This window comes from Hyphococcus sp. (assembly GCF_965228385.1).
GTDB lineage: Bacteria > Pseudomonadota > Alphaproteobacteria > Caulobacterales > Parvularculaceae > Hyphococcus.
Window position 1 is genome coordinate 257,857 of the sequence record NZ_OZ245810.1, and the last position, 25,569, is coordinate 283,425.

Annotated in this window: 26 protein-coding genes; 22 read left to right on the forward strand and 4 right to left on the reverse strand. The window is 58.7% G+C overall.

Annotated features, from left to right (window positions below; all coding sequences use genetic code 11):
- Nucleotides 1-87 precede the first annotated feature (87 nt).
- From nuoG to mgtE, 18 genes are all read left to right on the forward strand, one after another.
- Nucleotides 88-2,208 (forward strand): NADH-quinone oxidoreductase subunit NuoG, encoded by a 2,121-nt coding sequence (gene nuoG / locus ACQK2Q_RS01165; protein ID WP_425407927.1) that lies wholly within the window; start codon nt 88-90, stop codon nt 2,206-2,208.
- A gap of 66 nt (nt 2,209-2,274) precedes the next feature.
- Nucleotides 2,275-2,796: a hypothetical protein gene (locus ACQK2Q_RS01170; protein ID WP_425407928.1), complete on the forward strand. Its 522-nt coding sequence runs from the start codon at nt 2,275-2,277 to the stop codon at nt 2,794-2,796.
- Between the two features lie 77 nt (nt 2,797-2,873).
- Nucleotides 2,874-4,193, forward strand: a complete 1,320-nt coding sequence (locus ACQK2Q_RS01175; protein WP_425407929.1) for a hypothetical protein — start codon at nt 2,874-2,876, stop codon at nt 4,191-4,193.
- 23 nt (nt 4,194-4,216) lie between these two features.
- Nucleotides 4,217-5,275: a glycosyltransferase gene (locus tag ACQK2Q_RS01180; RefSeq protein WP_425407930.1), complete on the forward strand. Its 1,059-nt coding sequence runs from the start codon at nt 4,217-4,219 to the stop codon at nt 5,273-5,275.
- A 126-nt stretch (nt 5,276-5,401) separates the two neighbouring features.
- Nucleotides 5,402-6,064, forward strand: a complete 663-nt coding sequence (locus ACQK2Q_RS01185; protein ID WP_425407931.1) for a head GIN domain-containing protein — start codon at nt 5,402-5,404, stop codon at nt 6,062-6,064.
- A gap of 199 nt (nt 6,065-6,263) precedes the next feature.
- Complete coding sequence (locus ACQK2Q_RS01190; RefSeq protein ID WP_425407932.1) at nt 6,264-6,956, forward strand: head GIN domain-containing protein; 693 nt, start codon at nt 6,264-6,266, stop codon at nt 6,954-6,956.
- A gap of 92 nt (nt 6,957-7,048) precedes the next feature.
- Nucleotides 7,049-8,128: an NADH-quinone oxidoreductase subunit NuoH gene (nuoH, locus tag ACQK2Q_RS01195; protein ID WP_425407933.1), complete on the forward strand. Its 1,080-nt coding sequence runs from the start codon at nt 7,049-7,051 to the stop codon at nt 8,126-8,128.
- 5 nt (nt 8,129-8,133) lie between these two features.
- Nucleotides 8,134-8,622, forward strand: coding sequence for an NADH-quinone oxidoreductase subunit NuoI (gene nuoI / locus ACQK2Q_RS01200; RefSeq protein WP_425407934.1), 489 nt, complete (start codon nt 8,134-8,136; stop codon nt 8,620-8,622).
- A 226-nt stretch (nt 8,623-8,848) separates the two neighbouring features.
- On the forward strand, nt 8,849-9,487 hold the full coding sequence (locus tag ACQK2Q_RS01205) for an NADH-quinone oxidoreductase subunit J (protein ID WP_425407935.1): 639 nt from the start codon (nt 8,849-8,851) through the stop codon (nt 9,485-9,487).
- 15 nt (nt 9,488-9,502) lie between these two features.
- Nucleotides 9,503-9,814 carry an NADH-quinone oxidoreductase subunit NuoK gene (gene nuoK / locus ACQK2Q_RS01210; protein ID WP_425407936.1) on the forward strand — a complete coding sequence of 104 codons (312 nt, stop codon included), beginning with the start codon at nt 9,503-9,505 and terminating at the stop codon, nt 9,812-9,814.
- Nucleotides 9,815-9,969: 155 nt separating this feature from the next.
- Nucleotides 9,970-12,099, forward strand: a complete 2,130-nt coding sequence (gene nuoL, locus ACQK2Q_RS01215; RefSeq protein WP_425407937.1) for an NADH-quinone oxidoreductase subunit L — start codon at nt 9,970-9,972, stop codon at nt 12,097-12,099.
- Entirely contained in the window at nt 12,099-13,679 is a 1,581-nt protein-coding gene (locus ACQK2Q_RS01220; RefSeq protein WP_425407938.1) for an NADH-quinone oxidoreductase subunit M, read from the forward strand. The genes nuoL and ACQK2Q_RS01220 overlap by 1 nt, the downstream gene beginning before the upstream one ends.
- On the forward strand, nt 13,679-15,124 hold the full coding sequence (nuoN, locus tag ACQK2Q_RS01225) for an NADH-quinone oxidoreductase subunit NuoN (RefSeq protein WP_425407939.1): 1,446 nt from the start codon (nt 13,679-13,681) through the stop codon (nt 15,122-15,124). The genes ACQK2Q_RS01220 and nuoN overlap by 1 nt, the downstream gene beginning before the upstream one ends.
- Entirely contained in the window at nt 15,125-15,874 is a 750-nt protein-coding gene (locus ACQK2Q_RS01230; protein ID WP_425407940.1) for a biotin--[acetyl-CoA-carboxylase] ligase, read from the forward strand. It begins immediately after the preceding gene.
- A 16-nt stretch (nt 15,875-15,890) separates the two neighbouring features.
- On the forward strand, nt 15,891-16,664 hold the full coding sequence (locus ACQK2Q_RS01235; RefSeq protein ID WP_425407941.1) for a type III pantothenate kinase: 774 nt from the start codon (nt 15,891-15,893) through the stop codon (nt 16,662-16,664).
- Nucleotides 16,664-18,334, forward strand: coding sequence for a ribonuclease J (locus ACQK2Q_RS01240; RefSeq protein ID WP_425407942.1), 1,671 nt, complete (start codon nt 16,664-16,666; stop codon nt 18,332-18,334). Before ACQK2Q_RS01235 ends, ACQK2Q_RS01240 begins: the two co-directional genes overlap by 1 nt.
- Complete coding sequence (locus ACQK2Q_RS01245; RefSeq protein ID WP_425407943.1) at nt 18,331-18,576, forward strand: DUF1467 family protein; 246 nt, start codon at nt 18,331-18,333, stop codon at nt 18,574-18,576. Before ACQK2Q_RS01240 ends, ACQK2Q_RS01245 begins: the two co-directional genes overlap by 4 nt.
- A gap of 275 nt (nt 18,577-18,851) precedes the next feature.
- Complete coding sequence (mgtE, locus tag ACQK2Q_RS01250; protein WP_425407944.1) at nt 18,852-20,315, forward strand: magnesium transporter; 1,464 nt, start codon at nt 18,852-18,854, stop codon at nt 20,313-20,315.
- Nucleotides 20,316-20,318: 3 nt separating this feature from the next.
- Here the strand turns inward: mgtE and ACQK2Q_RS01255 are convergent, their stop codons facing one another.
- The 3 genes from ACQK2Q_RS01255 to ACQK2Q_RS01265 form a co-directional block, all read right to left on the reverse strand.
- Nucleotides 20,319-20,531, reverse strand: a complete 213-nt coding sequence (locus ACQK2Q_RS01255; RefSeq protein WP_425407945.1) for a PEP-CTERM sorting domain-containing protein — start codon at nt 20,529-20,531, stop codon at nt 20,319-20,321.
- Nucleotides 20,532-20,647: 116 nt separating this feature from the next.
- On the reverse strand, nt 20,648-20,875 hold the full coding sequence (locus ACQK2Q_RS01260) for a hypothetical protein (protein ID WP_425407946.1): 228 nt from the start codon (nt 20,873-20,875) through the stop codon (nt 20,648-20,650).
- 168 nt (nt 20,876-21,043) lie between these two features.
- Nucleotides 21,044-21,181, reverse strand: a complete 138-nt coding sequence (locus tag ACQK2Q_RS01265) for a hypothetical protein (RefSeq protein WP_425407947.1) — start codon at nt 21,179-21,181, stop codon at nt 21,044-21,046.
- 132 nt (nt 21,182-21,313) lie between these two features.
- Here ACQK2Q_RS01265 and ACQK2Q_RS01270 point away from each other — a divergent pair, with 132 nt between their 5' ends.
- The 4 genes from ACQK2Q_RS01270 (at nt 21,314) to ACQK2Q_RS01285 (ending at nt 24,647) form a co-directional block, all read left to right on the forward strand.
- On the forward strand, nt 21,314-22,285 hold the full coding sequence (locus tag ACQK2Q_RS01270) for a lysozyme (RefSeq protein ID WP_425407948.1): 972 nt from the start codon (nt 21,314-21,316) through the stop codon (nt 22,283-22,285).
- A 36-nt stretch (nt 22,286-22,321) separates the two neighbouring features.
- Nucleotides 22,322-22,756: a DUF1489 family protein gene (locus ACQK2Q_RS01275; protein ID WP_425407949.1), complete on the forward strand. Its 435-nt coding sequence runs from the start codon at nt 22,322-22,324 to the stop codon at nt 22,754-22,756.
- Nucleotides 22,756-23,538, forward strand: a complete 783-nt coding sequence (locus ACQK2Q_RS01280; protein ID WP_425407950.1) for a hypothetical protein — start codon at nt 22,756-22,758, stop codon at nt 23,536-23,538. Before ACQK2Q_RS01275 ends, ACQK2Q_RS01280 begins: the two co-directional genes overlap by 1 nt.
- A 326-nt stretch (nt 23,539-23,864) precedes the next feature.
- Nucleotides 23,865-24,647: an SPOR domain-containing protein gene (locus ACQK2Q_RS01285; RefSeq protein ID WP_425407951.1), complete on the forward strand. Its 783-nt coding sequence runs from the start codon at nt 23,865-23,867 to the stop codon at nt 24,645-24,647.
- A 1-nt stretch (nt 24,648) separates the two neighbouring features.
- On the opposite strand, the gene ACQK2Q_RS01290 is transcribed toward ACQK2Q_RS01285, so the two are convergent.
- Entirely contained in the window at nt 24,649-25,473 is an 825-nt protein-coding gene (locus ACQK2Q_RS01290; protein WP_425407952.1) for a hypothetical protein, read from the reverse strand.
- Nucleotides 25,474-25,569: the final 96 nt, after the last annotated feature.

Here is a 25,569-nt window from a genome sequence, read left to right on the forward strand (position 1 = left end):
CGGGACAATTGGGCCCCTTGTCTTTGACAAAATCCCCGGTATGTCGGACAGGCAAAGAAATCAGCGCGATCCCTTAGGAAATCCCCCATGGCCGACACACGCACCATCAAGGTCAACAACCGCGAAATCGATGTCCGCTCTGACCTGACGCTGCTTCAGGCCTGTGAGGCGGCGGGCGAAGAGATCCCGCGCTTTTGTTATCATGAGCGCCTTTCGGTCGCCGGCAATTGCCGCATGTGCCTCATCGAAGTGAAGGGCGGTCCGCCCAAGCCCGTCGCGTCCTGCGCCCAGAATGTGAAAGATCTGCGTCCCGGCCCGGAGGGGCAGCCGCCGGAGCTGTTCACCAATACGCCCATGGTGAAAAAGGCGCGCGAGGGCGTGATGGAATTTCTCCTGATCAACCATCCCCTTGACTGTCCGATCTGCGATCAGGGCGGCGAGTGCGATTTGCAGGACCAGGCCATGGCCTATGGCCGCGACGGCTCGCGCTATGAAGAAAACAAGCGCGCCGTTGAAGAAAAATATATGGGCCCGCTGATCAAAACCATCATGACGCGCTGCATCCAGTGCACGCGATGCGTCCGCTTTGCGACGGAGATTGCCGGCGTTGACGATCTCGGGCTCGTCAATCGCGGCGAGGATGCCGAGATCACCACCTATCTCGAAAAGGCGGTGGAGTCGGAACTGACAGGCAATCTCATCGACGTGTGCCCGGTCGGGGCGCTGACCTCCAAACCTTACGCGTTCAATGCACGGCCATGGGAGTTGCGCAAAACGCCGACCATCGACGTTATGGACGCCGTCGGCTCGAACATCCGGGTGGATGCGCGCGGGCGCGAAGTCTTGCGTATTCTGCCGCGCATTCATGAGGGCCTGAACGAAGAATGGATCGCCGACAAATCCCGGTTCATCTGGGACGGGCTCAGACGCCAGCGTCTCGACAAGCCTTATATCCGAAAAGACGGCAAGCTGGCGCCGGCGAGCTGGAACGAGGCGCTTTCGATTGTTGCGGAGAAAATCAAGGCGACGGACAAGAACAAGATTGCGGCGCTTGTGGGCGATCTTGTTCCGGCCGAGGCGGTGAAGGCGCTGAAAGATTTGATGACGGCCATCGGGACGCCGCACATGGATTGCCGTCAGGACGGCGCGAAGATTGGCCATCCTGCGGGAGAAGGGTTCGACAGACGCTCGTATCTCTTCAATACAGGCATTGCGGGACTGGAAGACGCCGACGCGATCTTGCTGATCGGGACCAATCCGCGCGCCGAAGCGCCGATGATCAATGCGCGCATCCGGAAAATCTGGTTGAACAAGCTGGATGTCAAAATCGGCCTGATCGGTGAAGAAAAAGACCTGTCTTACGATTACGACTATCTCGGCGCCGGGCCGGAAACCCTGAGCAGCCTGGCCAAAGGCGAGGGCGCCTTCGCTAATGCGCTAAAAGATGCAAAAAATCCGGCGATTATTGTCGGCATGGGCGCGTTGAAACGCGCTGACGGCGCTGCGGTTTTGAACGCGGCGGCGGCGCTCGCCGATAAAATAGGCGCCATTCGCGGCGACTGGTGCGGCTTTAATGTACTGCACGATGCAGCGGGGCGCGTCGGCGCGCTGGACCTCGGCTTTTTGCCGGGCGAAGCGGGCAAAAATTTCGACGAAATTCTCGAAGCCTGCACTGACCGCGAGATAGAGCTTGTCTATAATCTTGGCGCGGATGAATTTGACCCGGCCCGCCTCAACGGCTCGTTTGTGATCTATCAGGGCAGCCATGGCGATGCGGGCGCGCGGCACGCCGATGTGATCTTGCCGGGCGCGGCTTATACTGAACAGAACGCCATCTATGTGAATACCGAGGGACGCGCGCAGATGTCGGCGCGCGCCTGCTTCCCGCCGGGCGATGCGCGCGAGGACTGGGCGATCATCCGTGCGCTGTCGGACCGCGTTGGCCACACGCTGCCCTATGACGATATGTTCGCGCTGCGTCAGGCGATGTTCGAGGATGCGCCAAGCCTTGGCCGTATCGACCAGATCGGCGGGGCGGAAGACCGTTTCGACGCTTCAGCAGTGGGCGCGGCGGGCGAGATGGACGGGGCTGCGTTTGTCTCCGGCGTTGCCGACTATTATTTGACAAACCCCATCGCGCGCGCGTCGAAAACCATGTCGGAATGTTCCGCAGTTTTGCGCGGGACCAACAAATTGGCGGCGGAGTAGTTCGTTTTTCCCTATACCTTCGAAACGAAATCAAGTTTGCCGTGAAGGTCAGAGATTTATCGCGATATGCGGCGTGTCCCACAAACCATCGAAGCGGAAACCCTCGAACAGATCCGCATGAATATCGCGTTTGAACAGATGATTGTCGCGGTGCTGGCGGGCGCATTTGTCGGCGGCGGATTGACGCTCCTGTTAAAGCTTGCCGATGTTCTGATTGCGGTGGAATTGTCTTTCAACGGATTGATAGGCGTGTTTCTAGATACGCTATTCGTCAGCTTCATGATCTTTCTGATAGGGTTTTTCGCCAGCGTCGCGGTCGGCGCGCCGCTGTTTACGGCGCTCGAAAAACGCAAACGCCGGAATATGTGGCCTTATCTCGCCGCCTCCATGGGCGTGGCGATCGCCGCTTTCATTTTCATTGCGGGCGGTCTGCCTGCGCCCAAAGACGCGACGCTGGCGCGCCTTTCGGCAATATTTATTCCGGCGATCGTCGTCGCCGTTGTATTCGCCCGTCTGATGCAACCGCACTGGCGCGCCGCAGCGCAGCGTGACGCCCGGGCTGAAGAAAATCTCTATCGCCTGCACTGACCGGGCGCAGACAATTGGGGCGGGGTATGGTTAGAATCAATTTCAGCTACGGCCTATAGCAAGCGGCTGCGTCTATTATGCTGGTTTTTGAACTGAACGAATATCATCCGGGGCTCCTGCGCAAGATTGCCGGCCGCTCCGGGCTTAAAGCGCTTCAGGAAATATTTTCCTGGTCGAAGACACGCACCTATACGGACGATACGTACGATTCCGGTTATCTGGAGCCGTGGGTGCAATGGGTTTCTGTCCATACCGGCGCGCCGGCCCGTAAACACGGGATCAAAAATCTCGGCGATGCGCCGTCGCTGTCGTGTCAACAGATATGGGAGCGTTGGAGCGAAGAGGGTAGGGAATCCGTTGTCTGGGGCGTGATGAACGGCGAGCGGCGCCGCGCTGAAAAATGCCGCGCCTTCATGCCCGATCCGTGGACGTTTTCGCAAAAAGCCTATCCCGAAAAATATCAGGACCTGATCGACCTGCCGCGCTATCTGGCGAAAAATTACGTCGATATTTCAAAAATCAAAAGCGCGCGTTCAGGCGCCGCGCTGTTGCGCTCAATGATAAACCACACCTATTGGGCGGACTTTTGCGACAGTATCAAATTGCTGATGCGGGGCCTGCGAAAATTCGGCGGCGCGCAAGTCGTCTTTATCGTCTTTTTTGAACACGTCTCGGCCATGGCGTTTTTGCGCGCAATCGAAGAGACGGAGCCGGAAGAAGCGATTTTGTTCACCAATATGTTCGCGCATGTACAGCATCATTACTGGGAGACGCCGGAAGGCGAGAACTGCCCGCAACTGGAGTTCGCCGCGCGCGCCATAGACGATATCTTGTCAAAGCTCCTGACCCGCGCGCCGGCGGCGCTGCGCGAAAGGTTTTGCGTGATGAACGGGCTGTCGCAAATTTGCACGCATAATGAAAAGCAGTGGTTTTTGCACCGTCAAAAAAACCCTGACGCGTTTGTAAGGTTTCTCGGGCTCAATCCCGTGCAGGTTGAACCGTTAATGACGCATGACGCGCATTTGACGTTCTCCACCGCCGATGAGGCGCGCGAAGCGGCCGGTTTGCTGAAGCGTGTGACGATCGAAGGAAAACCGTTCTTTCATGTTGAAGAGAACAGGGCCAACCCGGCGCAAATTTTTTACCGCCTTGATTTTTTCGACCGCGTGGCGCCGGGCGCGAGTTTTCAGCACGGCGCCCGCAAAAGCCTTTTCCACGAGCACTTCGTGACAATCGTCAAACGAACAGGACGGCATATGCAGAAAGGCGAAGTTATGGCGAACTGGGCCGGCTTGCCGGAAGAATTATACAACCACGAAGTTTTCGCGGCGATGCAAACCCGCGCGGCTGAAGGGCGCGCTTCCGGCGTGAGCGGGCGGGAGGAATTGCGCAACTGATCGTTGGCGCAGAACAACTTCCCATGTCGCGCTTTATCATCCTCATCCCCGCCTATGAGCCAGACGAAACGCTGGTTCATTTTATCGATGATTTGCTTCGCGAGGGCGCGCAGGACGCTGCTTTCGCGGAAATTCTTGTGATTGATGACGGCTCGACAACGCAAGCAGCGCGGGCGGCGTTTGCGAGCCTGAAGACGCACAACCAGGTTAAACTTGTTGCTCACCAGCAAAACATGGGCAAGGGCGCTGCATTAAAAACCGGTTTTCGTGAAATTCATAAAACCGCGCCGGCGGATGTCCGGTTTGTCGTCACCGCCGACGCAGACGGTCAGCATGTCGCACGGGATGTCTTCAAGCTCGCGCGCCAGGCGATCGCATCGGGCGCGCCGAATATCGGTTACCGGAATTTTACCGGCGAGGCGCCGTTGCGCAGCCGTTTCGGCAATCTTGTCACGGCGGCGATCTTCCGGGTCGCGATCGGCCAGCAGGTATACGATACGCAGTCGGGTCTGCGCACATACCGGCGCAGCGACCTGACGCGGCTTTGCGCCATCCCTGCGAACCGGTACGAATTTGAGTTTCATTGTCTTTTTGAAATGGTGAAGAACACCGCCTGCGGTTTTGAACAGATCCCGATAGAAACGGTTTACGAGCCCGGTAATCCGACATCGCACTTTAATCCGTTTCTGGACTCTTTCCGGATCTATGTGGTTTTTTTACGATATGTATCGGTGTCGGCGTTCAGCGGGGCGCTAGATTTTTTATTCTTCACGATCCTGACATTATTTAACCTGCCGACCCTCTGGGCGCTGATCGTCGCCCGCATCGCGACCGCGCCGATTTATTTCTACGGCATGCGCAATATCGTTTTCAAATCGGACGGCGACATTTTACTACAGGCGGCGGGAACCGTTGCGCTTATGGCGCTGCACATCATTTTTCTGTGGCGCTTTATAAACTGGCTGGAAACGAGTTTTGCTGTGAATCCGATCGGGGCGATGCTTGCCGGATTGCTGTTGTTCTACGCGCTGAATTTCCTGGTGCAGAGATACATCATCTATCCCCGACGCCGGCATCGATGACCCTCGACAACAATTGAAAGCATTCAGGCGCCGGCAATCGACGGATCGCGGTCCAATTGCGACGAGGCGACTTCCCTATAACAAGGCAGGCGTGCTACACAGGTAACAACTGGATGGAGGCGTATCATGTTTGAAGTATCAGGCATTGCCGCGGGATTTCTGGCGCTGTCGCTCGCCGGCGGGGCGTTCGCTCATGACGAAGGCGACAAGATCAGCCAGACGCTGGATCTGTCGGGTTTCGACAAAATAAAGATCTCAGGCGTTTATGAACTTGACGTGCGCGTCGGTCCGGAATTTTCAATCGAGCTCACAGGATACGAAGATGAAATGGAGCGCGTTGAAGCCTCCGTCAGAAACGGCGAGTTGCACCTCGGTCATGAAAAGGGGAGCTGGCGCACCCGCCACAAGGACAATGACGATCACGGCGTAGAGGCGGTGATCACCATGCCGTCCCTGACAGGGCTGAAAGTTTCCGGCGTTGTGGACGGACGAATTGCCGGCGTCGATGTCGAGCGCTTCGATATCCAGCTTTCCGGCGTCGGCGATATTCATATTACCGGCGAATGCGGCGCGCTTGACGCTCAGGTTTCCGGCGTTGGCGATCTTGACGCCCGCGAACTTGAATGCCGTATGGCGGACGTGCAGGTTTCCGGCGTCGGCAGCGCAGCCGTTTTCGCCCGCGAAGAGGTGGACGCCAATATTTCCGGCATGGGCGACATTGACGTATTCGGGTCGCCGAACCGGGTGAACAAATCAAGCGGCATGTTCGCGGATATAACCGTCCACTGACGAACAGACTACGGCGAAAACGCCATTGGGGACGCCTTCGGCATAATCGCTGGAGGCGTCTTTTTTAATGACTTTAATGACGCCCTAATTGCGCGATGGCGAAAAGATTTGCGACGGAAAGAGGCGGGGCCGCGCTGTTTCGGCTTCATCAGGCCTGCCGGGAGTGCTATCTTTTGCCGGGGAAAAGGAGGGCGAACCCATGAAAGTATTTTTTGGCGTAATTATCGGGCTGGCGCTGGCGATCGGCGTTGCGGTTGCCGCTGCTTATTATGCGTTTGGCGGCATTGGCGATCTGGGCGGCCGTGATAAATCAAATGACGTTATGCGAACGATTGACGTGACCGGCTTTGACCGCATCGACATCGCCGGCGTTTATGAGATCGACGTCACGGTTGGCGGCGATTATTCGGTGCAAATATCCGGCGCGCCGTCGGAGATGGAAAAACTCGACGCATCCGTTTCGAACGGCGAGCTGGTGCTCGATCAGGACCGCTCGAAAAAAACCAAACGCAGCTGGCGAAACACCGGCCTGACCGCCGTGATCATACTGCCGTCGCTTTCCGCGATTGACATTGCCGGCGTCGCCGACGCGACGGTGCGCGGCGTCGAGGGCGATGAATTCCGGGTCGATTTGTCAGGCGTCGGCGATATCGACGTTTCCGGAACATGCGGCCGGCTTGATGCGGATGTATCAGGCGTCGGCGAACTCAACGCGCGCGCGCTTGAGTGCCGTGATGTAGACGTCGAGGTTTCCGGCATTGGCGAAGCGAAAGTGTACGCCAGCCAGTCGGTGGACGCCGCCGTCAACGGGATCGGGTCGATTTCAGTTTACGGCTCGCCGGAAAATGTCGACAAGAGTTCGACATTTCTGTCGTCGATTTCCGTAAAATAGGTCGAACGGGCGCTGCGCCGGGCCAATCCGCGACCGATTGGCCCGCATTTCACCCGTGACTAAACGCGCGGTCTGGATTAAGACGCGGCCCCATGGAAGAGATCTGGATGAATCTGGTCACGCGCCCCACCGATCAGGGCTGGGGCTGGTGGCTCGCCTCGACGGCGGCCGGGGCGCTGGCGATCCTCGTCACGCTCTTACTGGCGCAGGCGTTCTTGATGTATTTCGACCGCAAGGTCTGGGCCGCCGTGCAGATGCGCAAGGGACCGAATGTGGTTGGCCCGTTCGGATTGCTGCAGTCCTTCGCGGACCTTTTGAAATTCGTTTTCAAGGAAATTGTCATTCCGGCGGGGGTCAACAAGGTTGTCTTCATTCTCGCGCCGATCATCACCTTCGTGCTGGCGCTGGTCGGCTGGGCGGTGATCCCGGTGGGGCCTGGGCTTGTCGGCGCCGACATCAATGTCGGCATCCTCTACCTTTTCGCGATTTCCTCGCTCGGCGTTTACGGCGTCATCATGGGCGGCTGGGCGTCCAATTCGAAATATTCGTTTCTCGGCGCCATCAGATCGGCGGCGCAGATGATTTCCTACGAAGTCGCCATCGGCTTCGTTATCATTACCGTTTTGTTGCTGGTCGGATCGCTGAACCTGTCCGACATCGTGATCAGCCAGGCCCGAGCCGGCGGCGGTTTCTGGCACTGGAACTTCATCCCGCTTTTCCCGATGTTTGTGGTTTTCTTTATCGCGGCGCTGGCGGAGACAAACCGGCCGCCTTTCGATCTGCCTGAAGCGGAATCGGAACTCGTCGCGGGCTATCAGGTTGAGTATTCATCAACCCTCTTCCTCATGTTCATGATCGGGGAGCTCGCCAATATCGTGCTCATGTGCGCCATGTTGACGGTCCTGTTCTTTGGCGGCTGGCATTCGCCGATCCCGTGGGAGCCGCTGATGTGGGGCCCGATGCCCGTCATCTGGTTCATGCTGAAGATCGTTTTCTTCTTCTTCATGTTCGCCATGGTGAAGGCGATCGTGCCGCGTTACCGCTACGATCAGCTCATGCGCATCGGCTGGAAGATTTTTCTGCCGCTCTGTCTCGCCTGGGTGGTGCTGGTTTCCGGCGTCCTCTTGATGTTCCCCGGCGCCGTTGAGTATCTGCAAAGCTGGAGGACTTAAATCCCATGTCGCGCATTGCACAGGCGATCAAAGGTTTTGCGCTCGCTGATTTTGTCGGCGCATTTTTCCTGGCGATGAAATACTATTTCCGCCCGAAACCGACCCTGAATTATCCTTTTGAGAAAGGGCCGCTGTCACCGCGCTTTCGCGGCGAACACGCCCTGCGGCGTTATCCGAACGGCGAGGAGCGCTGTATCGCCTGCAAGCTGTGCGAGGCGATCTGTCCGGCCCAGGCCATCACGATTGAGGCTGAGCCCCGTGACGACGGCTCGCGCCGCACTACGCGCTATGACATCGACATGACGAAATGCATCTATTGCGGTTTCTGCGAAGAGGCGTGCCCCGTCGATGCGATTGTCGAGGGACCGAATTTCGAATTCGCCACGGAAACGCGCGAAGAGCTGTTCTACGACAAGGACCGCCTGCTTGCGAATGGCGACCGCTGGGAGCGGGAGATCGCCCGCAATCTGGAGCTTGACGCGCCGTACCGGTAAGCCGGGGCGCCGTATGACCCGGCGCTGGGGAAAAGCCATTGAAAATCCGCTGATTTGCGGCCTTTCGCCCTTTGCAAAGCTGCTCCAATGCCTCTAAAAGCCGCTCAAGCCTTACCGCGCCGGTGAGTCGCATTGTTTTGACCGGGCGGGCGATCTTAAAGCGCCATTCGGCGCGTTTTTTTAACGAGTCGATCCCGGTTCAGGACTTTCGCGCTGTAGATCAATCATGACGTTCGCCGCATTCGCCTTTTATCTTTTCGCATTCGCCGCCGTCGCTTCCGGGCTGATGGTCGTTGCGTCGAAAAATCCTGTGCATTCGGTGCTGTTCCTCATTTCGGCGTTCATCGCGGCGGCCGGCCTATTTGTGCTCATGGGCGCGGAATATCTCGCCATGGTGCTGGTGGTTGTCTATGTGGGCGCGGTCGCGGTTTTGTTCCTGTTCGTGGTGATGATGCTCGACGTCGATTTCGTCGAGATGAAGCAGGGTTTCCTGCAATATCTGCCCATCGGCGGCGCGCTGGCGGCGATCGTGGTGTTCGAACTCATCATGGTGGTCGCCGTCTGGGCGTTTCCTTCCGATGCAGAATTTGCGCGCGCGCATCCCGCGCCCACGGCGGTGCAGACCGTGGCCTCGCCCAACGGGCCGAATAATATCGAATCGCTGGGGCTGATCCTTTACACCGACTACGTCCATTATTTTCAGATCGCGGGCATGGTGCTGCTGGTCGCGATGATCGGCGCGATCATCCTCACCTTCCGGACGCGCGAAGGCGTCAAGAAGCAGGACCCGGCGAAACAGGTGGGCCGCAAACGCGAAGACGGCTACGAGCTTGTGGACATCAAGCCGGGGCAGGGCTTGTCATGAGGGGGCTGAACTAAAATGCTCGATATCGGCCTTGGACATTATCTTTCCGTCGCGGCGATCCTGTTCGCTATCGGCATGGCGGGCATTTTTCTGAACCGCAAGAATGTTATCGTTATCCTTATGTCGATCGAGCTGATGCTTCTCGCCGTGAACATCAATCTCGTGGCGTTCTCGCAGTTTCTCGGCGATCTCACCGGGCAGGTTTTCGCGTTCATGGTTTTGACTGTCGCAGCGGCGGAAGCCGCCGTCGGCCTTGCCGTGCTCGTCGCCTTTTTCCGCAATCGCGGCGACATCGCTGTCGATGAAGCAAACGTTATGAAGAATTAGAGGCATGGCGGTAATGGAAATCACAACCTTCATCCTGAGGAGCTCATTTCCTTCGTCCTTCGAGACGCGTGCTGCGCACGCCCTCAGGATGAAGGAAATGGACGTCTCGAAGGATGGGCGTCAAGACAAACAGCGCTAGGGGAAGAGCACGCAATATGGACGCGCTTGTCGTTTTACTGCCGCTGTTCGGCGCCATGCTGGCGATGCCGGTGGGCCGTCTCGCCGGTTATCGTGCGGCGGAATTTCTAACGACCGGCCTGTTGCTGGTCGCGGCGATCATCTCATGGTTTTTGTTTTTCGACGTGGCGCTCGGCGGCAATGCGCGCACCATAGAGCTGTTCACATGGATTGCATCCGGCGGCTTCGAGGCGAAATGGGCGGTGCGGCTCGACACGCTGTCGGCGGTGATGCTGGTCGTCGTGAATTCTGTCTCTTTCCTCGTTCACTGGTATTCCATGGGCTACATGAAGGACTACGGCGAGCAGTCGCGGTTTTTCGCCTATCTCTCGCTTTTTACATTCGCCATGCTAACCCTGGTGACGGCGGATAATTTCCTGCAGCTCTTCTTTGGCTGGGAGGGCGTTGGCCTTGCGTCCTATTTGCTGATCGGTTTCTGGTTCAAAAAGAAATCGGCGAACGACGCGGCTATCAAGGCGTTTGTGGTCAACCGCGTAGGCGATTTCGGTTTCGCCCTCGGCATCATGGCCGTTTACTATGTCTTCGGGTCCATACAGTTCGATGAAGTCTTCCAGGCGGTGGCGACGAACGCCATGGTGACGCCATGGAACGCGGGCGCCGGCGCGCCGATCCAGGAACTCACCATCAACTTCCTCGACAATGACTGGCACGCGTTGACGGTGATATCGGTGCTTTTGTTCATCGGCGCCATGGGCAAGTCGGCGCAGTTCCTCCTGCACACTTGGCTGCCCGACGCCATGGAAGGCCCGACGCCGGTCTCCGCGCTGATCCACGCCGCGACCATGGTGACGGCGGGCGTTTTTCTGGTTTGCCGCTGCTCGGTATTTTTCGAATATGCGCCGGGCGCCGCTGCGCTGGTAACAATGGTTGGCGCGGTCACGGCTTTCTTCGCCGCGACCGTCGGTTTGTTGCAGGACGACATTAAAAAGATCGTCGCCTATTCCACCTGTTCACAGCTTGGTTACATGTTTTTCGCAGCGGGCGTCGGCGCCTATGACGCGGCGATGTTCCACCTGTTCACGCATGCGTTTTTCAAGGCTTTGTTGTTCCTCGGGTCCGGCGCCGTCATCATCGGCATGCATCACGAGCAGGACATCAAGAAAATGGGCGGCGTGAAATCGCTCATGCCGTTCACGCATATTCTGATGGTGATCGGCACGATCGCGATTACCGGCGTCGGCATACCGGGCTTTTATCTGTTCGGCGCGCCGTTCGGTACGGCGGGTTTTGTGTCAAAAGATATCGTGCTCGAAGGCGCTTGGCATGCTGGCCATCTTGGGCGAACTTTCGGCAATTTCGCATTTGTAATGGGATTGCTCGCCGCCGTCATGACGGCGTTCTATTCCTGGCGGCTGATCTTTCTTACCTTCTGGGGACCGTCCCGCGCGCCGGAACATATCCGCAAACACCCGCACGCCGTGCCGGATACCATGATGATGCCGCTGGTGCCGCTCGCTATTGGCGCTCTATTTGCTGGTATGGCGTTTTATCCGAACTTTGTTGGCAAGGGGTCCGATCAATTCTGGAATGGCGCGCTTTACACTGCGGAAGCGCATCATGGCGATGAGGCATCTGATCATGGCGATGCGCCTTATGCGGAGGAAGGCGCCGCTGCGCAAGGTTACGGCGACCTGGCGGCGGGCGATCAAGACGCTGACGAGGCCTATAGCGGTTCTGAAGACGATAAAATTCCAATGTGGGTTCTGTGGTCGCCCTTCATCGCCATGCTCATCGGCACATTCTCGGCGGGCTGGCATTACCTGCGCGGCGATCCGTTAAAGCCGGGCCTGTTGCGCCCCGGCGGCATGATCTACGCGTTCCTCAAGAACAAGTGGTATTTTGACGAGATATACGACTTCATCATCGTGAAGCCCGCGCTCGCCATCGGCCGCTTCCTGTGGAAGGACGGCGACGGCAAGACCATTGACGGCATGGGGCCTGACGGCATTTCCGCCGCCGTCGCCTCGGGCGCGCGGCGCATGGTCAAACTGCAGAGCGGCTATCTTTATCATTACGCCTTCGCCATGCTGGTGGGCATTGCGATACTCGTGACCTTCATCCTTATTCGCGCCGGGGGCGGCCAATAATGACCGAGAGTTTTGCAAACCAGCCCTGGCTGACGCTCGTCACCTTCACGCCGCTGATCGGCGCCCTGTGCATCATGCTGCGCCGGGCGATGCTGAAAACGAATGACGACGGCTCCGTCAGCGACGACGAACAGGCGCAAATGGACAATGTGGCCCGCTGGGTCGCCATGGTGTTCGCGGCTGGAACCTTTCTTGTCTCGCTGTTCGTCTATGCGCTCTACGATCCGTCCATCGCCGGCTACCAGCTGGTGGAAGAATTCGCCTGGGTCGGGTCCGGCATTCAATATAAAATGGGCGTCGACGGGATCTCGATCCTGTTCGTTCTGCTGACGACCTTCATCATGCCGATCTGCGTGCTGGCGTCGTGGCATTCCATCAAAACCCGTGTCGCCGACTACATGATTGCGTTTCTGATTCTGGAAACGCTGATGATCGGCGTTTTCTGCGCGCTTGACCTGTTCCTCTTCTATTTCTTCTTTGAAGGCAGCCTGATCCCGATGTTCTTGATCATCGGCGTATGGGGCTCGAAAGGCACGAAAGAATTCGCCGGCGTATCCATGCCGAGCCGGGTTTACGCCGCGATCAAGTTTTTCCTCTATACGCTGCTTGGATCGCTGCTTCTGCTCATCGCCATGGCCTGGATGTATGCTGAAGCCGGCACGACCGACATTCCGACATTGCAGCAATTCGACTTTCCGGCGGGCGCGCAAAAATGGCTCTGGCTTGCGTTCTTCGCCTCTTTCGCCGTGAAGATGCCCATGTGGCCGGTGCACACCTGGCTGCCTGACGCACACGTTCAGGCGCCCACGGCGGGTTCCGTTGTGCTGGCGGCGATCCTCTTGAAGATGGGCGGCTACGGATTTTTACGCTTCTCGCTGCCGATGTTCCCGATTGCGAGCGCCGATTTCGCGCCGCTGATTTACGCGTTGTCGATCATCGCCATTATCTACACCTCGCTGGTGGCGCTGGCGCAGGAGGATATGAAAAAGCTCATCGCTTATTCTTCCGTTGCGCATATGGGTTTCGTGACCATGGGGATATTCACCGGCACGAAGCAGGGAATAGAGGGCGGCCTTTTCCAGATGCTGTCACACGGATTTATTTCCGGCGCGCTCTTTTTATGCGTCGGCGTCGTCTATGACCGCATGCATACGCGTGAAATCGCAGCCTATGGCGGCCTCGTGCACCGCATGCCGCTTTACGCTTTCCTGTTTCTGTTTTTCACGCTCGGCAATGTCGGCCTGCCGGGGACAAGCGGGTTCGTGGGTGAGATTCTCGCCATGACCGGCGCGTTCAAGGTCAATTCGTGGATCGCGTTTTTCGCCGCCTTCGGCGTCATACTCTCGGCGGCCTATGCGCTGCGTCTTTACCGTCAGGTGATCTATGGGGATCTCACCAAGGAAGCGCTGATGACAATACCGGATGTTGACCGGCGCGAGCTTGGCATGCTGGTTGTCCTGATGGCCTTCGCCCTGTTCCTCGGGTTTAATCCGGGTCCGGCGCTTTCGGTGTTCTCGCCGGCGGTCGATCTCCTGATCGATAATTACAACACGGCCCTCGGCCAGACGGGAGGGGCGTAATGGGCCTTTTTGAAACCCTTTCTTTCGCCTGGCCGGAACTTGCGCTCGCAATCGGCGCCATGGTTTTGTTGATCACCGGCGTTTTTCTCGGCGATGAATCGTCGGGCAAAATTTCGATTGCGTCGGTGGTCCTGCTCGCGATTGCCGGCGTGCTCGTTGTGTTTTCGCCGGCCGGCGCACAGGACGCCTCGCTTTTTGACGGCGCCTTCGCCATCGACGGGTTTGCGCGGTTCTGTAAAATCCTGATTTTCGGCGCCGCCGCTTTTGCAATCCTGATGTCCGACCGCTTTCTCGCCGGCGAAAAGCTCGGCCGGTTCGAATATCCGGTGCTGATCGTACTCGCCGCCTTCGGCATGTCGCTGATGGTGTCGGCGACGGATCTCATCTCGCTTTACATGGGGATAGAAACGCAAAGTCTCGCGCTTTACATTCTCGCCGCCTTTAACCGCGACAGCCGCCGCTCCACCGAAGCAGGCCTGAAATATTTCGTGCTGGGCGCGCTTTCATCCGGTCTTTTGCTCTACGGCGCATCACTGGTTTACGGATTTACGGGCACGACGACATTCGAAGGGATCGCCCGCGTCGCGGCTTCAACCGACCAGAACACCGGCCTCGTTATCGGTCTTGTGTTCATGATTTCGGGGCTTGCCTTCAAGATTTCCGCCGCGCCGTTCCATATGTGGACGCCTGACGTCTATGAAGGCGCGCCAACGCCGGTGACGGCGTTTTTCGCGGCCGCGCCAAAGCTTGCCGCCATGGCGCTGTTCGCGCGCGTGCTGACGAGTTCCTTTCCGGGCGTTGTCGATGACTGGCGTCCGGTCATCGCCCTTATCGCGATCGCCTCCATGGCGGTCGGGGCGTTCTCGGCTATCCCGCAAACCAACATCAAGCGCCTGATGGCGTATTCCTCCATCGGCCATATGGGCTATGCGCTGATCGGTCTCGCCGCCGGCACATCGCAAGGGGTTTCGTCGGTGCTGATCTACATGGCGATTTATATCGTCATGACCATCGGGACTTTTGCGGTGATCCTGATGATGCGCCGTCGCGGCGGCATGAGCGAGAATATTTCCGACCTCGCAGGGCTCTCGCGCACCAATATGCCGATGGCGCTGATTTTGACGGTGCTGCTGTTCTCTCTCGCCGGCGTGCCGCCGACCGCGGGCTTCTTCGGCAAGTGGTTCGTGTTTTTTGCAGCCGTCGAAGCCGATCTGATCTGGCTTGCGGTCGCAGGCGTCGTCGCCAGCGCGATTTCGGCGTTTTATTATCTGCGTATCGTGTGGTTCATGTGGTTTGACGAGCCCGCGCCGGTTTTCGAACGCGACGCCGGTCCGGTCCTGACCATCGCCGCCTGGGGATCGGCGGTGCTGATGTTCCCGCTGCTGACGATTTTTATCGGCCCCTTGACGCAGGCGGCAGGGCGCGCAGCCGCGTCCCTGTTTTAAGTGACGAGGCTCGCCTCCGGCGCCGATCTGCAACTTTTCGACACGCTCGATTCCACAAGCCTTGAGGCGAAACGCCGTATCGAGGCCGGCGAAAACGGGCCGCGCTGGATCGTCGCGCTCACACAGACAGCCGGCTACGGCCGGCGCGGGCGCCGGTGGGAACAGCGGACTGGCGATTTTGCAGGCACGCTGTTTTTCAAACCGGAAATTGACGGCGAAGCGCTGGGGCAGGTGTCTTTCATCGTCGCTCTGGCGCTGGCGGCTGTGCTGGAAAATCATGTTCCACCGGAGAAAATCAGCCTGAAATGGCCGAACGATATCCTGACCGGCGGCAAAAAATGCGCCGGCGTCTTGCTTGAAAAATTAAGCGCGCATCTCGCGATTGGCGTCGGCGTCAATATTGTAACGGCGCCGGCGGATACGCCGTATCAAACGGCCAGGCTGCTGGATTATGCAGATACAGCGCCCGAGCCAGCGCCCGAACCGGCGGATTTCGCCGCGGCGCTCGATGCGCATTTCTGGCCGCTTTACGAGGCGTGGCGCGCTCGCGGTTTCGCGCCGGTGCGGGAGGCGTGGCTGGCGCGCGCTGCGGGCCTTGGCCGGGAAATCACGGTGCGCCTGCCGAACCAAACTCTGACAGGCGTTTTCGACGGCCTCGATGCGTCCGGCGCGCTGGTGTTGCGCTCGGGCGGCCAAAAGCGGACAATTGCTGCGGGCGAAGTTTTTTTCGCGCCGGAAGAAAAGAAATAGAAACGGAACGGCTCCAATGCTGCTCGCTATCGATGTCGGCAACACCAACTCGGTCATCGCGCTGTTTAAAGGCGATGAACCGGCGGCGCAGTGGCGCTCGTCGACGTCGACAGTCCGAACGGCGGATGAATACGCCGTCTGGCTGTCGCAACTCATGGAGTTTCACGGCTACAAGTTGTCCGACATCTCAAGCTGCATCATTTCCACCGTGGTGCCGCAATCGCTGTTTCATTTACGCAATCTCTCGCGGCGGTATTTTGATTGCGAACCTTTTGTTATTGGCCACGACAATATTCCGGGCGTTGAGGTGCGCATCGCCAAGCCTTCCGAAGCGGGCGCCGACCGGCTGGTGAACGCCGTCGGCGCGTACACGGCGCATGGCGGGCCGCTGGTCGTCGTTGACTCAGGGACTGCGACGAATTTCGATATCGTTGCGGATGACGGCGCGTTTGAAGGCGGCGTCATCGCGCCCGGCATCAACCTTTCCATGCAGGCGCTGCACGAGGCCGCCGCCCGGCTGCCGCGCATCGCCATCGAAAAGCCGCCCAAAGTTATCGGCACGGATACGGTGGGCGCCATGCAGACAGGCGTATTCTGGGGCTATATCGGCCTGATCGAAGGGCTGGTGGCGCGCATTAAATCAGAATACGGAAAACCGATGCGCGTCGTTGCGACAGGGGGCATCGCATCTCTTTTTGAAGGACAGACGGATGCGATCGACATCTTCGATCATGACCTGACCATCCGGGGACTTTTGGAAATTTCGAAACGCCTGAAGGACGCAAGCTGATGTCGCGCAAGGAGCTTGTCTTTCTCCCGCTCGGCGGGTCCGGCGAGATCGGCATGAACATGAACCTCTACGGGTTCGGATCGGCCGCCAACCGGCAATGGGTAATGATCGATTGCGGCGTGATGTTCGGCGACCTTTCCACGCCGGGCGTCGATCTGATTTGTCCGGACCCGTCCTATATTCTGGAGGAAAAAGAAGCGCTGCACGGGCTTTTGCTGACCCATGGCCATGAAGATCATATCGGCGCCGTCGCGCTGCTTGCGCCGAAGCTCGGCTGCCCGATCTATGCAACGTCCTTCACGGCGGCGCTGGTGGAACGCAAGCTCGCCGAATACGGGGAAACGGGCGTGGAGTTGAACGTGATCGATATGAATGCGCGCTTCAAGCTTGGGCCCTTCGACATTGAATATGTCACGCTTACCCATTCCATTCCGGAACCGAGCGGCGTGATCTTGCGCACAGGGCTTGGAACGATTTTGCATACCGGCGACTGGAAACTCGACGCAACGCCGTCGCTCGGTCCCGTGACCGACAGCGACACCATCAAGCAACTGGGAGATGACGGGCTTCTCGCCATGGTGTGCGATTCAACGAACGTGCTTTCATCGGGCGAATCCGGATCGGAAACCGCTGTCAGGACATCGCTGACGAAGCTGATCGCGGAACAGGAAGGCCGCGTCGCGGTGACCACCTTCGCCTCCAACGTTTCAAGGGTCGTTTCAATCTGCGAGGCCGCCGCCGCCGCCGACCGCAGCGTCTGCCTGCTCGGCCGGTCCATGCTGCGCATCGTCGAAGCGGCGCGGGAGACGGGTCTCCTGCCGGAGGGTTTGTCTTTTGTCGAGCCTAAGGACGCCGGACACTTGCCGCGAGAACATGTGCTTTATCTGTGCACAGGCTCGCAGGGCGAGCCGCGCGCGGCGCTCTCGCGCATCGCCCGTAACGATCACCGGGACCTCACCCTGTCGGAAGGCGATACGGTGATCTTTTCGTCAAAAATTATTCCGGGCAATGACCGGGAAATTTACAATTTGCAGAACGACCTTGTTGAGCTGGGCGTCAAGATCATCACCGAGAAAGACGAGTTCGTGCATGTTTCCGGCCATCCCTGCCGCGAAGAGTTGCGCTCCATGTATGAATGGGCCCGCCCGCAGATTGCGATCCCTGTGCACGGTGAAGCGCGTCATCTGGAAGAGCACGCTGAATTCGCCATTGAACTTGGCGCAGAAAAATCCTTTGCGCCGCGCAACGGCGATCTCATTCGCGTTGCGCCTGACGGGCCGGAACGCATTGACCAGGTTCCTGCGGGGCGCATGTATCTTGACGGCGACGTTCTGCTGCCGGACGGCGCGGCCCCCATGCGCGAGCGTCGCAAACTCTCCTACGCTGGCGTGCTGGCCGTTTCGCTGGCTTTCGACAGAAAAGGCGAGCTTTGCGATGTTGTCGCCGCAGACGGTGCTGGCGTCGTTTGGGAGGAGGGCGCCGGTTCGCAAGATCCCGCGGGCGACCTCGCCGATGAAATAGAGGACGCCGTGACCGACATGCCGAAAGCCAAACGCAAGGATGACGAGGCCGTGGCGCTGGCGGTCAAGCGCGCCGTACGCGTCTATTTCGACGAGGTGTGGGGCAAGCGGCCCGTTATCATCACGCATATATTAAGGCTGGATTCATGAACCCCGCCGGCGCGATCGTTATTTACATTATCTGGTGGTGGGTCGCCTTTCTGGCGGTGCTGCCCCGCGAAGTGGAGGGGCGCTGGGAGCGTCCCGACGACGGCGTTAAGGGCGCCGATCCCGGCGCGCCGGCCGAGCCTAAGATCAAAAAGAAAATGTGGCTGGCGACGAAAGTCTCTGGCGTTCTCTGGCTCGTGACGGTCGCGATTATCCTCAGCGGCGTTTTCAATTTCCGCGATTAAAGTCGTTTAAATTAACGTTTACGCCGAAAATAGATTACCGCGCCAATCATCAAAATGATGAACAGGAGAACAATCGCTGGATTTACCTGGCTGGCAAAGAACGTGCTCATAAAGCGCCATAGCTGCTTGCTAGGCAGATGTAAGGGTTCTTGGATGGCTTTCCAAGCGGGACATCTTACAGCTTCATCATCTCTTGCGTTCGTTTATGGGCTGGCTTAGCAACATGATTATCCAGACTTTCTAACGGCTTTGACCGCCAAATCCGGAAGGGGTTCATGTCTGAAATTGCGCCCGCCGAGAACGAAACGCGCCCCGACGGCACGCCGCCGGAGGAAGATGGTCAGTTTGCGGACGACCAGACGCTATCGCCTGAGTTCGTTCGTTCCATAGAAGACGCCATAGATGCGGAAGACCTGGAAGCTTATGAAGGCCTGACCCGGGAAATGCATCCGGCCGACATCGCCGACCTGTTCGGTCTGTTGCGCGAGGATGAGCGCGATTCCCTGATCGCCCTGCTCGGTGGCGCGATACCGTCTGAGGTGCTGGCGGAACTCGATGAAGACTTGCGCGAGGATGTTATCGACGCCATGGAGCCGGCGAAGGTCGCCGAAGCTGTCATGGAACTCGATACGGATGACGCGGCGTTCGTGCTTGAGGATCTCGACGAGGAAAAGCAGGCGGAAATTCTGGCGCTCGCGCCTATCGAAGACCGGCTTGCCCTGCGCGCCGCGCTCGATTTCGAGGAGGATAGCGCCGGCCGCCTTATGCAGCGCGAGTTTTTCGCGTCGCCCGCTTTCTGGACGGTAGGCCAGATTATCGACCGGCTTCGCGGCACAGAAGAATTGCCGGACAGGTTTTACGAGGTGTTCGTCGTTGATCCGTCTTTCAAGCCGATCGGCTCCGTCCCGCTGTCGACGCTGTTAAAGTCGAAGCGCGAGACGGTGATCCAGGACATCATGACCAGCCGGGACATGCGCAAGGTGCCGGTGACCATGGATCAGGAAGAAGTCGCCTATCTTTTCGAGCAGTACAATCTCATCTCCGCGCCGGTAGTTGACGACGCCGAACGCCTCATCGGCATGGTGACGGTGGACGATGTGGTTGAAACCGTGCGCGAGGAAACCCACGAGGACATGCTGGCGCTGGGCGGCGTCGAGGCTGATACGGGGCTATCGGATTCCGTCGTCGAAACCGTGCGTTCGCGCTTTTCCTGGCTCGCGATCAATCTGTGCACCGCGATCCTCGCCTCGCTGGTGATCGCCATGTTCGACGCCGCCATCGGTCAGATTGTTGCGCTGGCGGTATTGATGCCGATCGTTGCGTCCATGGGCGGCAACGCCGGAACGCAAACCCTGACAGTCGTTGTGCGCTCGCTGGCGACAAAAGACCTGACCGCCACCAATGCGGCGCGGATTGTCTTTCGCGAAGCGCTGGTCGGTTTTCTCAACGGCGTAATCTTCGCGGTGATTATGGGGGCCTTGGCGGGCGTTTGGTATTTCGCCAGCGGCTGGGGCTCACAGGCGGACGCCGCGAACCTCGCCGTCGTTGTGGGCGTCGCGATGGTGATCAATCTTCTGGCGGCTGGTCTCGCCGGCATCCTCATTCCCATCGGATTACAGCGCGCCGGGGCCGACCCGGCGGTCTCGTCCGCCGTCTTTGTCACGACCGTTACGGATATTGTCGGCTTTTTCGTCTTTCTCGGTCTCGCCGCCGCCGTTCTTCTGCCGGCGGCGGGATAGGGATCAGCGAAGGCGGAGCGCCCTTCGCCGATACAGCCAGTAAACGCTGGCGGCGATCATCAGCAGAAAGAGGATGCCGGGTTCGGGCGCATCGACCGGCGGCTCGGTGGGCGGTTCGCAATCCTCATCCGTGTCTTCATCGCAGGGCGGAATGACCGGCGGGATTGTCACCGGCGGCGGAAACACGGGCGGCGATGTCGGCGGCGGCGTGAACACCGGCGTATCCGGCGGAAAGACCGGCGTCAGCGGCGTCGGCGGTGGCGGACCCCGCCTCGGTTCTACTGGCGTTACCGGGTTATATCCGGCGAGCCGAAGAGGAACCGGGCGGGGTGCTAAAAAGAATCGGCGGCGGCCCTCCTCTGGCCTTCGCCTTCGCCGCAGCAGCCGCAATTGACGACAATATCGTTGCGAATATCGCCGACCGCGCGCGCATACCACGCTGAGAATTCTTCCTCGGACATGGCTGACGAGCCGTTTTTCCCGCCAATGCCGCCTGTCAGCACGATCGCGACCGCAATGATTGCGGCGGCGATGATATTCGTGATCCCGTTACCCAACATAAACACCTCTGACGCCCCCGCCTGTTTACTATACCCGAATACACCCCGTTTGGCGCTTGGATCCGGCAAATGGGCCCTGCGGGGCATTCCACCCAAGTCTTGTGCCAGAATCGAGCGCTTGCGGGTGTCGGCCCGCCATTAAAAAACGCAAAAAATTCAATGGAGTACTCATTTTTCCCCCAAGGGCGTCACAATCGGCGTCTGGATGGATGCGGGGTATTCGACCCAAACTGTGCCGTTTTGGCGCCGCTGATCGCGGAAATACGCCCAGGCGCACAGCCAGTCTACCAAAATCAGCGCGTCCATGTTAGGAATCATTAACGATATTCGTCGGGGGAAGCTGCGCGAAGAGCGGAATGCGGCGGGGCCGCCGGAGAATATCGACGAGAGTGAGCGTCGTGTGGGTGATGCGTGAATTAGAGGGGTAGTGCGGGTCTGATGCGGACGGGAGAGACCGGTCTTAATCTGATTAAGGGTTACGAGGGCCTTCGCATGTCGGCGCATTATGCGCCTACAGAGCAATGGTCGGTGGGCTATGGCCATACGGATACGGCGCGCCATGGCATGAGCGTAACCGAGGGCGATGCGGAGCGTCTTTTAAAAGACGATGTCCGGCCGATTGAAAATCTGATCGGTGATACGGTGCGCGCGCCGCTCAATCAGAACGAACATGACGCCCTTGTCTCGCTTATCTTCAATATCGGCGAGGACAACTGGCGGCGCTCCACGGTGCTGCGCAAGTTGAACGCGGGCGACAAGATCGGCGCCGCCAACGCTTTCGAATTATGGAATAAAGCGTTCGTCAACAATGAACTCGCAACGCTGGACGGCCTTGTCAGGCGGCGCGCTGCGGAAAAGTCTCTCTTCCTGATGCCGACGGACGCAGCGCTTGTTGTTCCGTCATCGGACGTTTTGCCGGCGGCGGAGTGTGAGCCTGAATTCGTGTCGGACCGTGTGCTGAATGCAAAACCGCTCGTCGACTTTGAGAAGTTCAAGGACGATTCGAAAAGGGAGCTTGCCCCGGAAGAGCGCGCGGCGCGCACGCGCGCGCTATTCGCCGCGACGCAGGCGTTATCCGGCGATCCGTCCAAAATGATCATCTCGCGCGCCGAAGAGCGCGCCGATATGGGCGTGACCATCGGCGCCCTGCTGGCGGGGCTGCTGGCCTTTGTGATGACGGGCGTCGGCGTGATACTGCTTATCGGGCAGGAAGCGCCGGGCATCGCTGAAGCGCTGGGTCTTTCCTATGACCGCTTTGCAACACTGTTCGAGAATTTACCGGTCTGGCTTTCAGCGATCGGCGCGGCCATGTGTTATTTCATACTTTATATCCTGGTGAAACGCAGCGCCCGCCATGACCTCAAACGCCAGCGGGCGCGCGACCTGGCGAGAATGCGCGTTGCGGAATAGCGAATTTTTCGCGCCGGTTCGTGTTAGCAATTCGCTATGACGCTTCATCTTGTCAAACTTTGCGCCGGCGCGGACGGCCTGGAAGATTTGGTTGCGCGCATCGATTATCGCGTGCGTGCGAACGCTGACGCCGGGCGCGGTCGCGTACACGATCATTTGACGCGCATGCATCCGCGTCGCGAAAAAGAATTGCTGACGGGCGGTTCGATTTACTGGGTGATCAAGGGCGTTATTCTGGCGCGCCAGCGCATTATCGGGTTCGAACGGCGCACCGGAAGCGATCAGATTGAACGAACCGCCATTCTCCTCGATCCGGATTATGTGCGGACCGCGCCCGCGCCGCGCCGGGCGTTTCAGGGATGGCGATATTTGCCCGGAGACGATGCGCCTTCCGATCTGAAAAAGCGCCGGAACAAAAATGCGCCGCCGCCGGAACTGACGCTCAAACTGGCAGAATTGGGGTTATTGTGATGGTTGCCATACGACCGATAATCATGGGTGCGGGCGCTGTTGGCGCCGCGGCGACAGCGTTTGTCGCGCAACAGCAAATTGGCGGCGATGGCGCACCCGAGGCGGGGGCCGGCAACGGCTATGAAATCTGTCTGAAAACCGAAATGCCGTTGTTCTCCGGCGCCGGGAAGGGATGTTACGGCGGGCGGGAGTTATCAGCGCTTCTTGATAACCCTGTGCTGGATCTGCAGGGCGAGGCCGTCCAGATGAGCATGACCCATCCCACCGATACAAGCGTGGCGCCGCAAACTTGCCGAACCTGCAGGGATTATCGCGAGATGAATTTCGACGGCTGGTTTGCGCCCAACAGCCGCGAAATGCGCCGCGAAGGATATTTTGTGCGGGCCTGCGGCGCGCTGGCGGCGATGATGAACGCGCAAGCGCCCTCGCGCAGTTTTTTCTCTGACGGATCGCCGACGGCGGAAGAGGTTGCGGGTCTGAAAGGTGTTTTGCGCATTGGGGAAGTCAAGGATGAGGCGGACCGCGTCGTTGTCTCGCAGCCCGGCGATTACCAGTGGCGGGTCGCGGCGGATTCGCGGTTTGTCGAAATGCAGGAACTGGCGAATGCTGATTTCGATAATGACGGTATGGAAGAAGTCCTCGTGTTTCTGGCGGGGGGAACCGAAGGCGGCACCGCCTTGTTCTATGACGTAGGATTAATGCAAAAAGACGCCGCAGACGCGGATTTAACCTATGCGCCGCTTTCATTTGACCAGAGAAACGCAGGCGGCGCAGCCCGATAGGCGCGGCGCGCTGAAAAGGCCTACGCGCGACGAGGCCCGGCAAATATTCGCGATAATCAACCCGCCCGGCCCGTTAAAGCTTGGACGCGCGCGATTGGGCGACTATCATCGCAGTGATTCTGAATATCCCATAAGCGGCCCTTCAGTTTTTAAGTACCGGAATTCCGGGGCCGAAGAGGGCTTGCCGAAGGATCATGTCTTGATGTCTTTATCCATGTAGCATTCAGAGCCGGAGACGCTTTATGACGCTGACACTGAGATCTGATCGCCGCCTGATGAGGGGCGGGCGCGATGCTTTAAATCAGCTCTTGGGGAAAAACAGGCGAGTGCAAAAAAAATCAGCAATGTCTTCCATGGGCCGGGGTTTTGGCGTCCTTTCCGCGTTTTGCCTGCTTTCGGCCTGCGCAACCTTCAGCGGCGCTGATGAAGATGTTGCCCCTGCCGTCAGCGAAACGGAAACAGCGGCGCAAACCATGAAAGTCGCAGCGCTGGAGGCGGAAGTCGCGCGGCTGCAATCTCAAAACGCCCGTCTCGCCAACGAAGTTCTCGCCATGCAGCGCGAACGCGACCGGACCGCGGCTGCGGCGCAAGCGATGGCGGATGATGAAGCCGATGCGGCGGCGCAGGCGTCCCTGCCGCCGGCGCCTGAAATCGTCGATGATAAAAAAGAAACATCGACTGCGGTGGTTGACGACGCGGCGTCGCCAGCGCTTGAGCAATCCGACGTGCCGGTCCAGACCGCGCCAAGACTCGTACAGCCGACATTTGCATCGAACGAAACTGTATTCGAGAACGAGGCGGACAGCGAGATTGTAACCGAAAGCGTGTTGTTTGGCGTTCATCTCGCCTCTTACCGGAAGATGGACGAGGCCCGCGCCGGCTGGCGCCAGTTGCAGCGGCAAAACCCCGATGAACTGGGCCTTCTGGAGCCTCGTGTCGAAACTATTCAGGTTAAGGACAAAGGATTGTTTTTGCGTCTCATCGGCGGCGGTTTTTCTGAGCGGGACAAGGCCATCTCCCTTTGCGCGCAATTAAAAACCAGGGGCATGTTCTGTTCGGTGGAAAGTTTTGAGGGCGAGCGCCTTTCACTGGCTGAAACCGACAGCTGATTTACTCGCCTTCCAGCGGCGGCTCCAGATCATAAGCGCGTTCGTCGAAAACAATATCCTCATACTCGCCGCCGCCTTCATAGCGCACCACCAGCTCGCCCGCGTTCAGGGCGACAAATCCAAACGGCACGGAAACTTTACGCAATGGCGCGTCCGTGAAACCGGCGACATTTTCCCTGACGCCCAACTGGTGCGTCTGGTCGCCGCCTTCCGGCGTATAGTCGACGACAATTCGTCCGTATGTTGAATTATCGCCCTGCGGTTCGATAGCGGTTTCGAGTTGCAACAGGCCGTCTTCATCGCGCAGTAATCGCGTTTCAGCGATTTTGGCTTTCGCCTTGCCGCCGTTTCGCAATATGACCGGCGCGGAAACGCCAAGCCCGACATCCACCTGCAGGCCGCTGCTGCTCGCTTTTCGGATAGGGGTTCGCGACGCTTCGGTTTCAACAAGCAGGTGCGAGCGGCGTTCGCCCTTCGGTATTTTCACGCCCTCGCGCAAGCGGATTTCGATCTGCATGCGCGCGCCCGGTTTCAACCGGAAGCTGGCCGGTGAAACGATGAGGTAGGGCGCGGCGCTCAACGCAGTGCGCGCCTCCGGCGTCGCGGCCGCATAGCCGGTCTCGGTCGCCGTCAGGTCTATCCATCCGACCCGGCCGTCGATGATCCGGTCCGAGGGATTTGAGACCGTGAATACGGCGTGGGGGTTGTCTTTACTTAGCACGTGGCGAAGCGGATAAAGTCCCATATCGGCATTGGCCGGTGATGCGAACATCGCCAGAGTGCAGATGAAAACAGCGAGAACGCCGACATTTTTGACTATCGCCATAGAAACCAGAATCGTCTCACAATCGAAACTAGCGGGAGATGGTTTCTCATCGGTATGCAAAATTCATGAAATCCGGCGAAACAGCCGCCGGGAGCG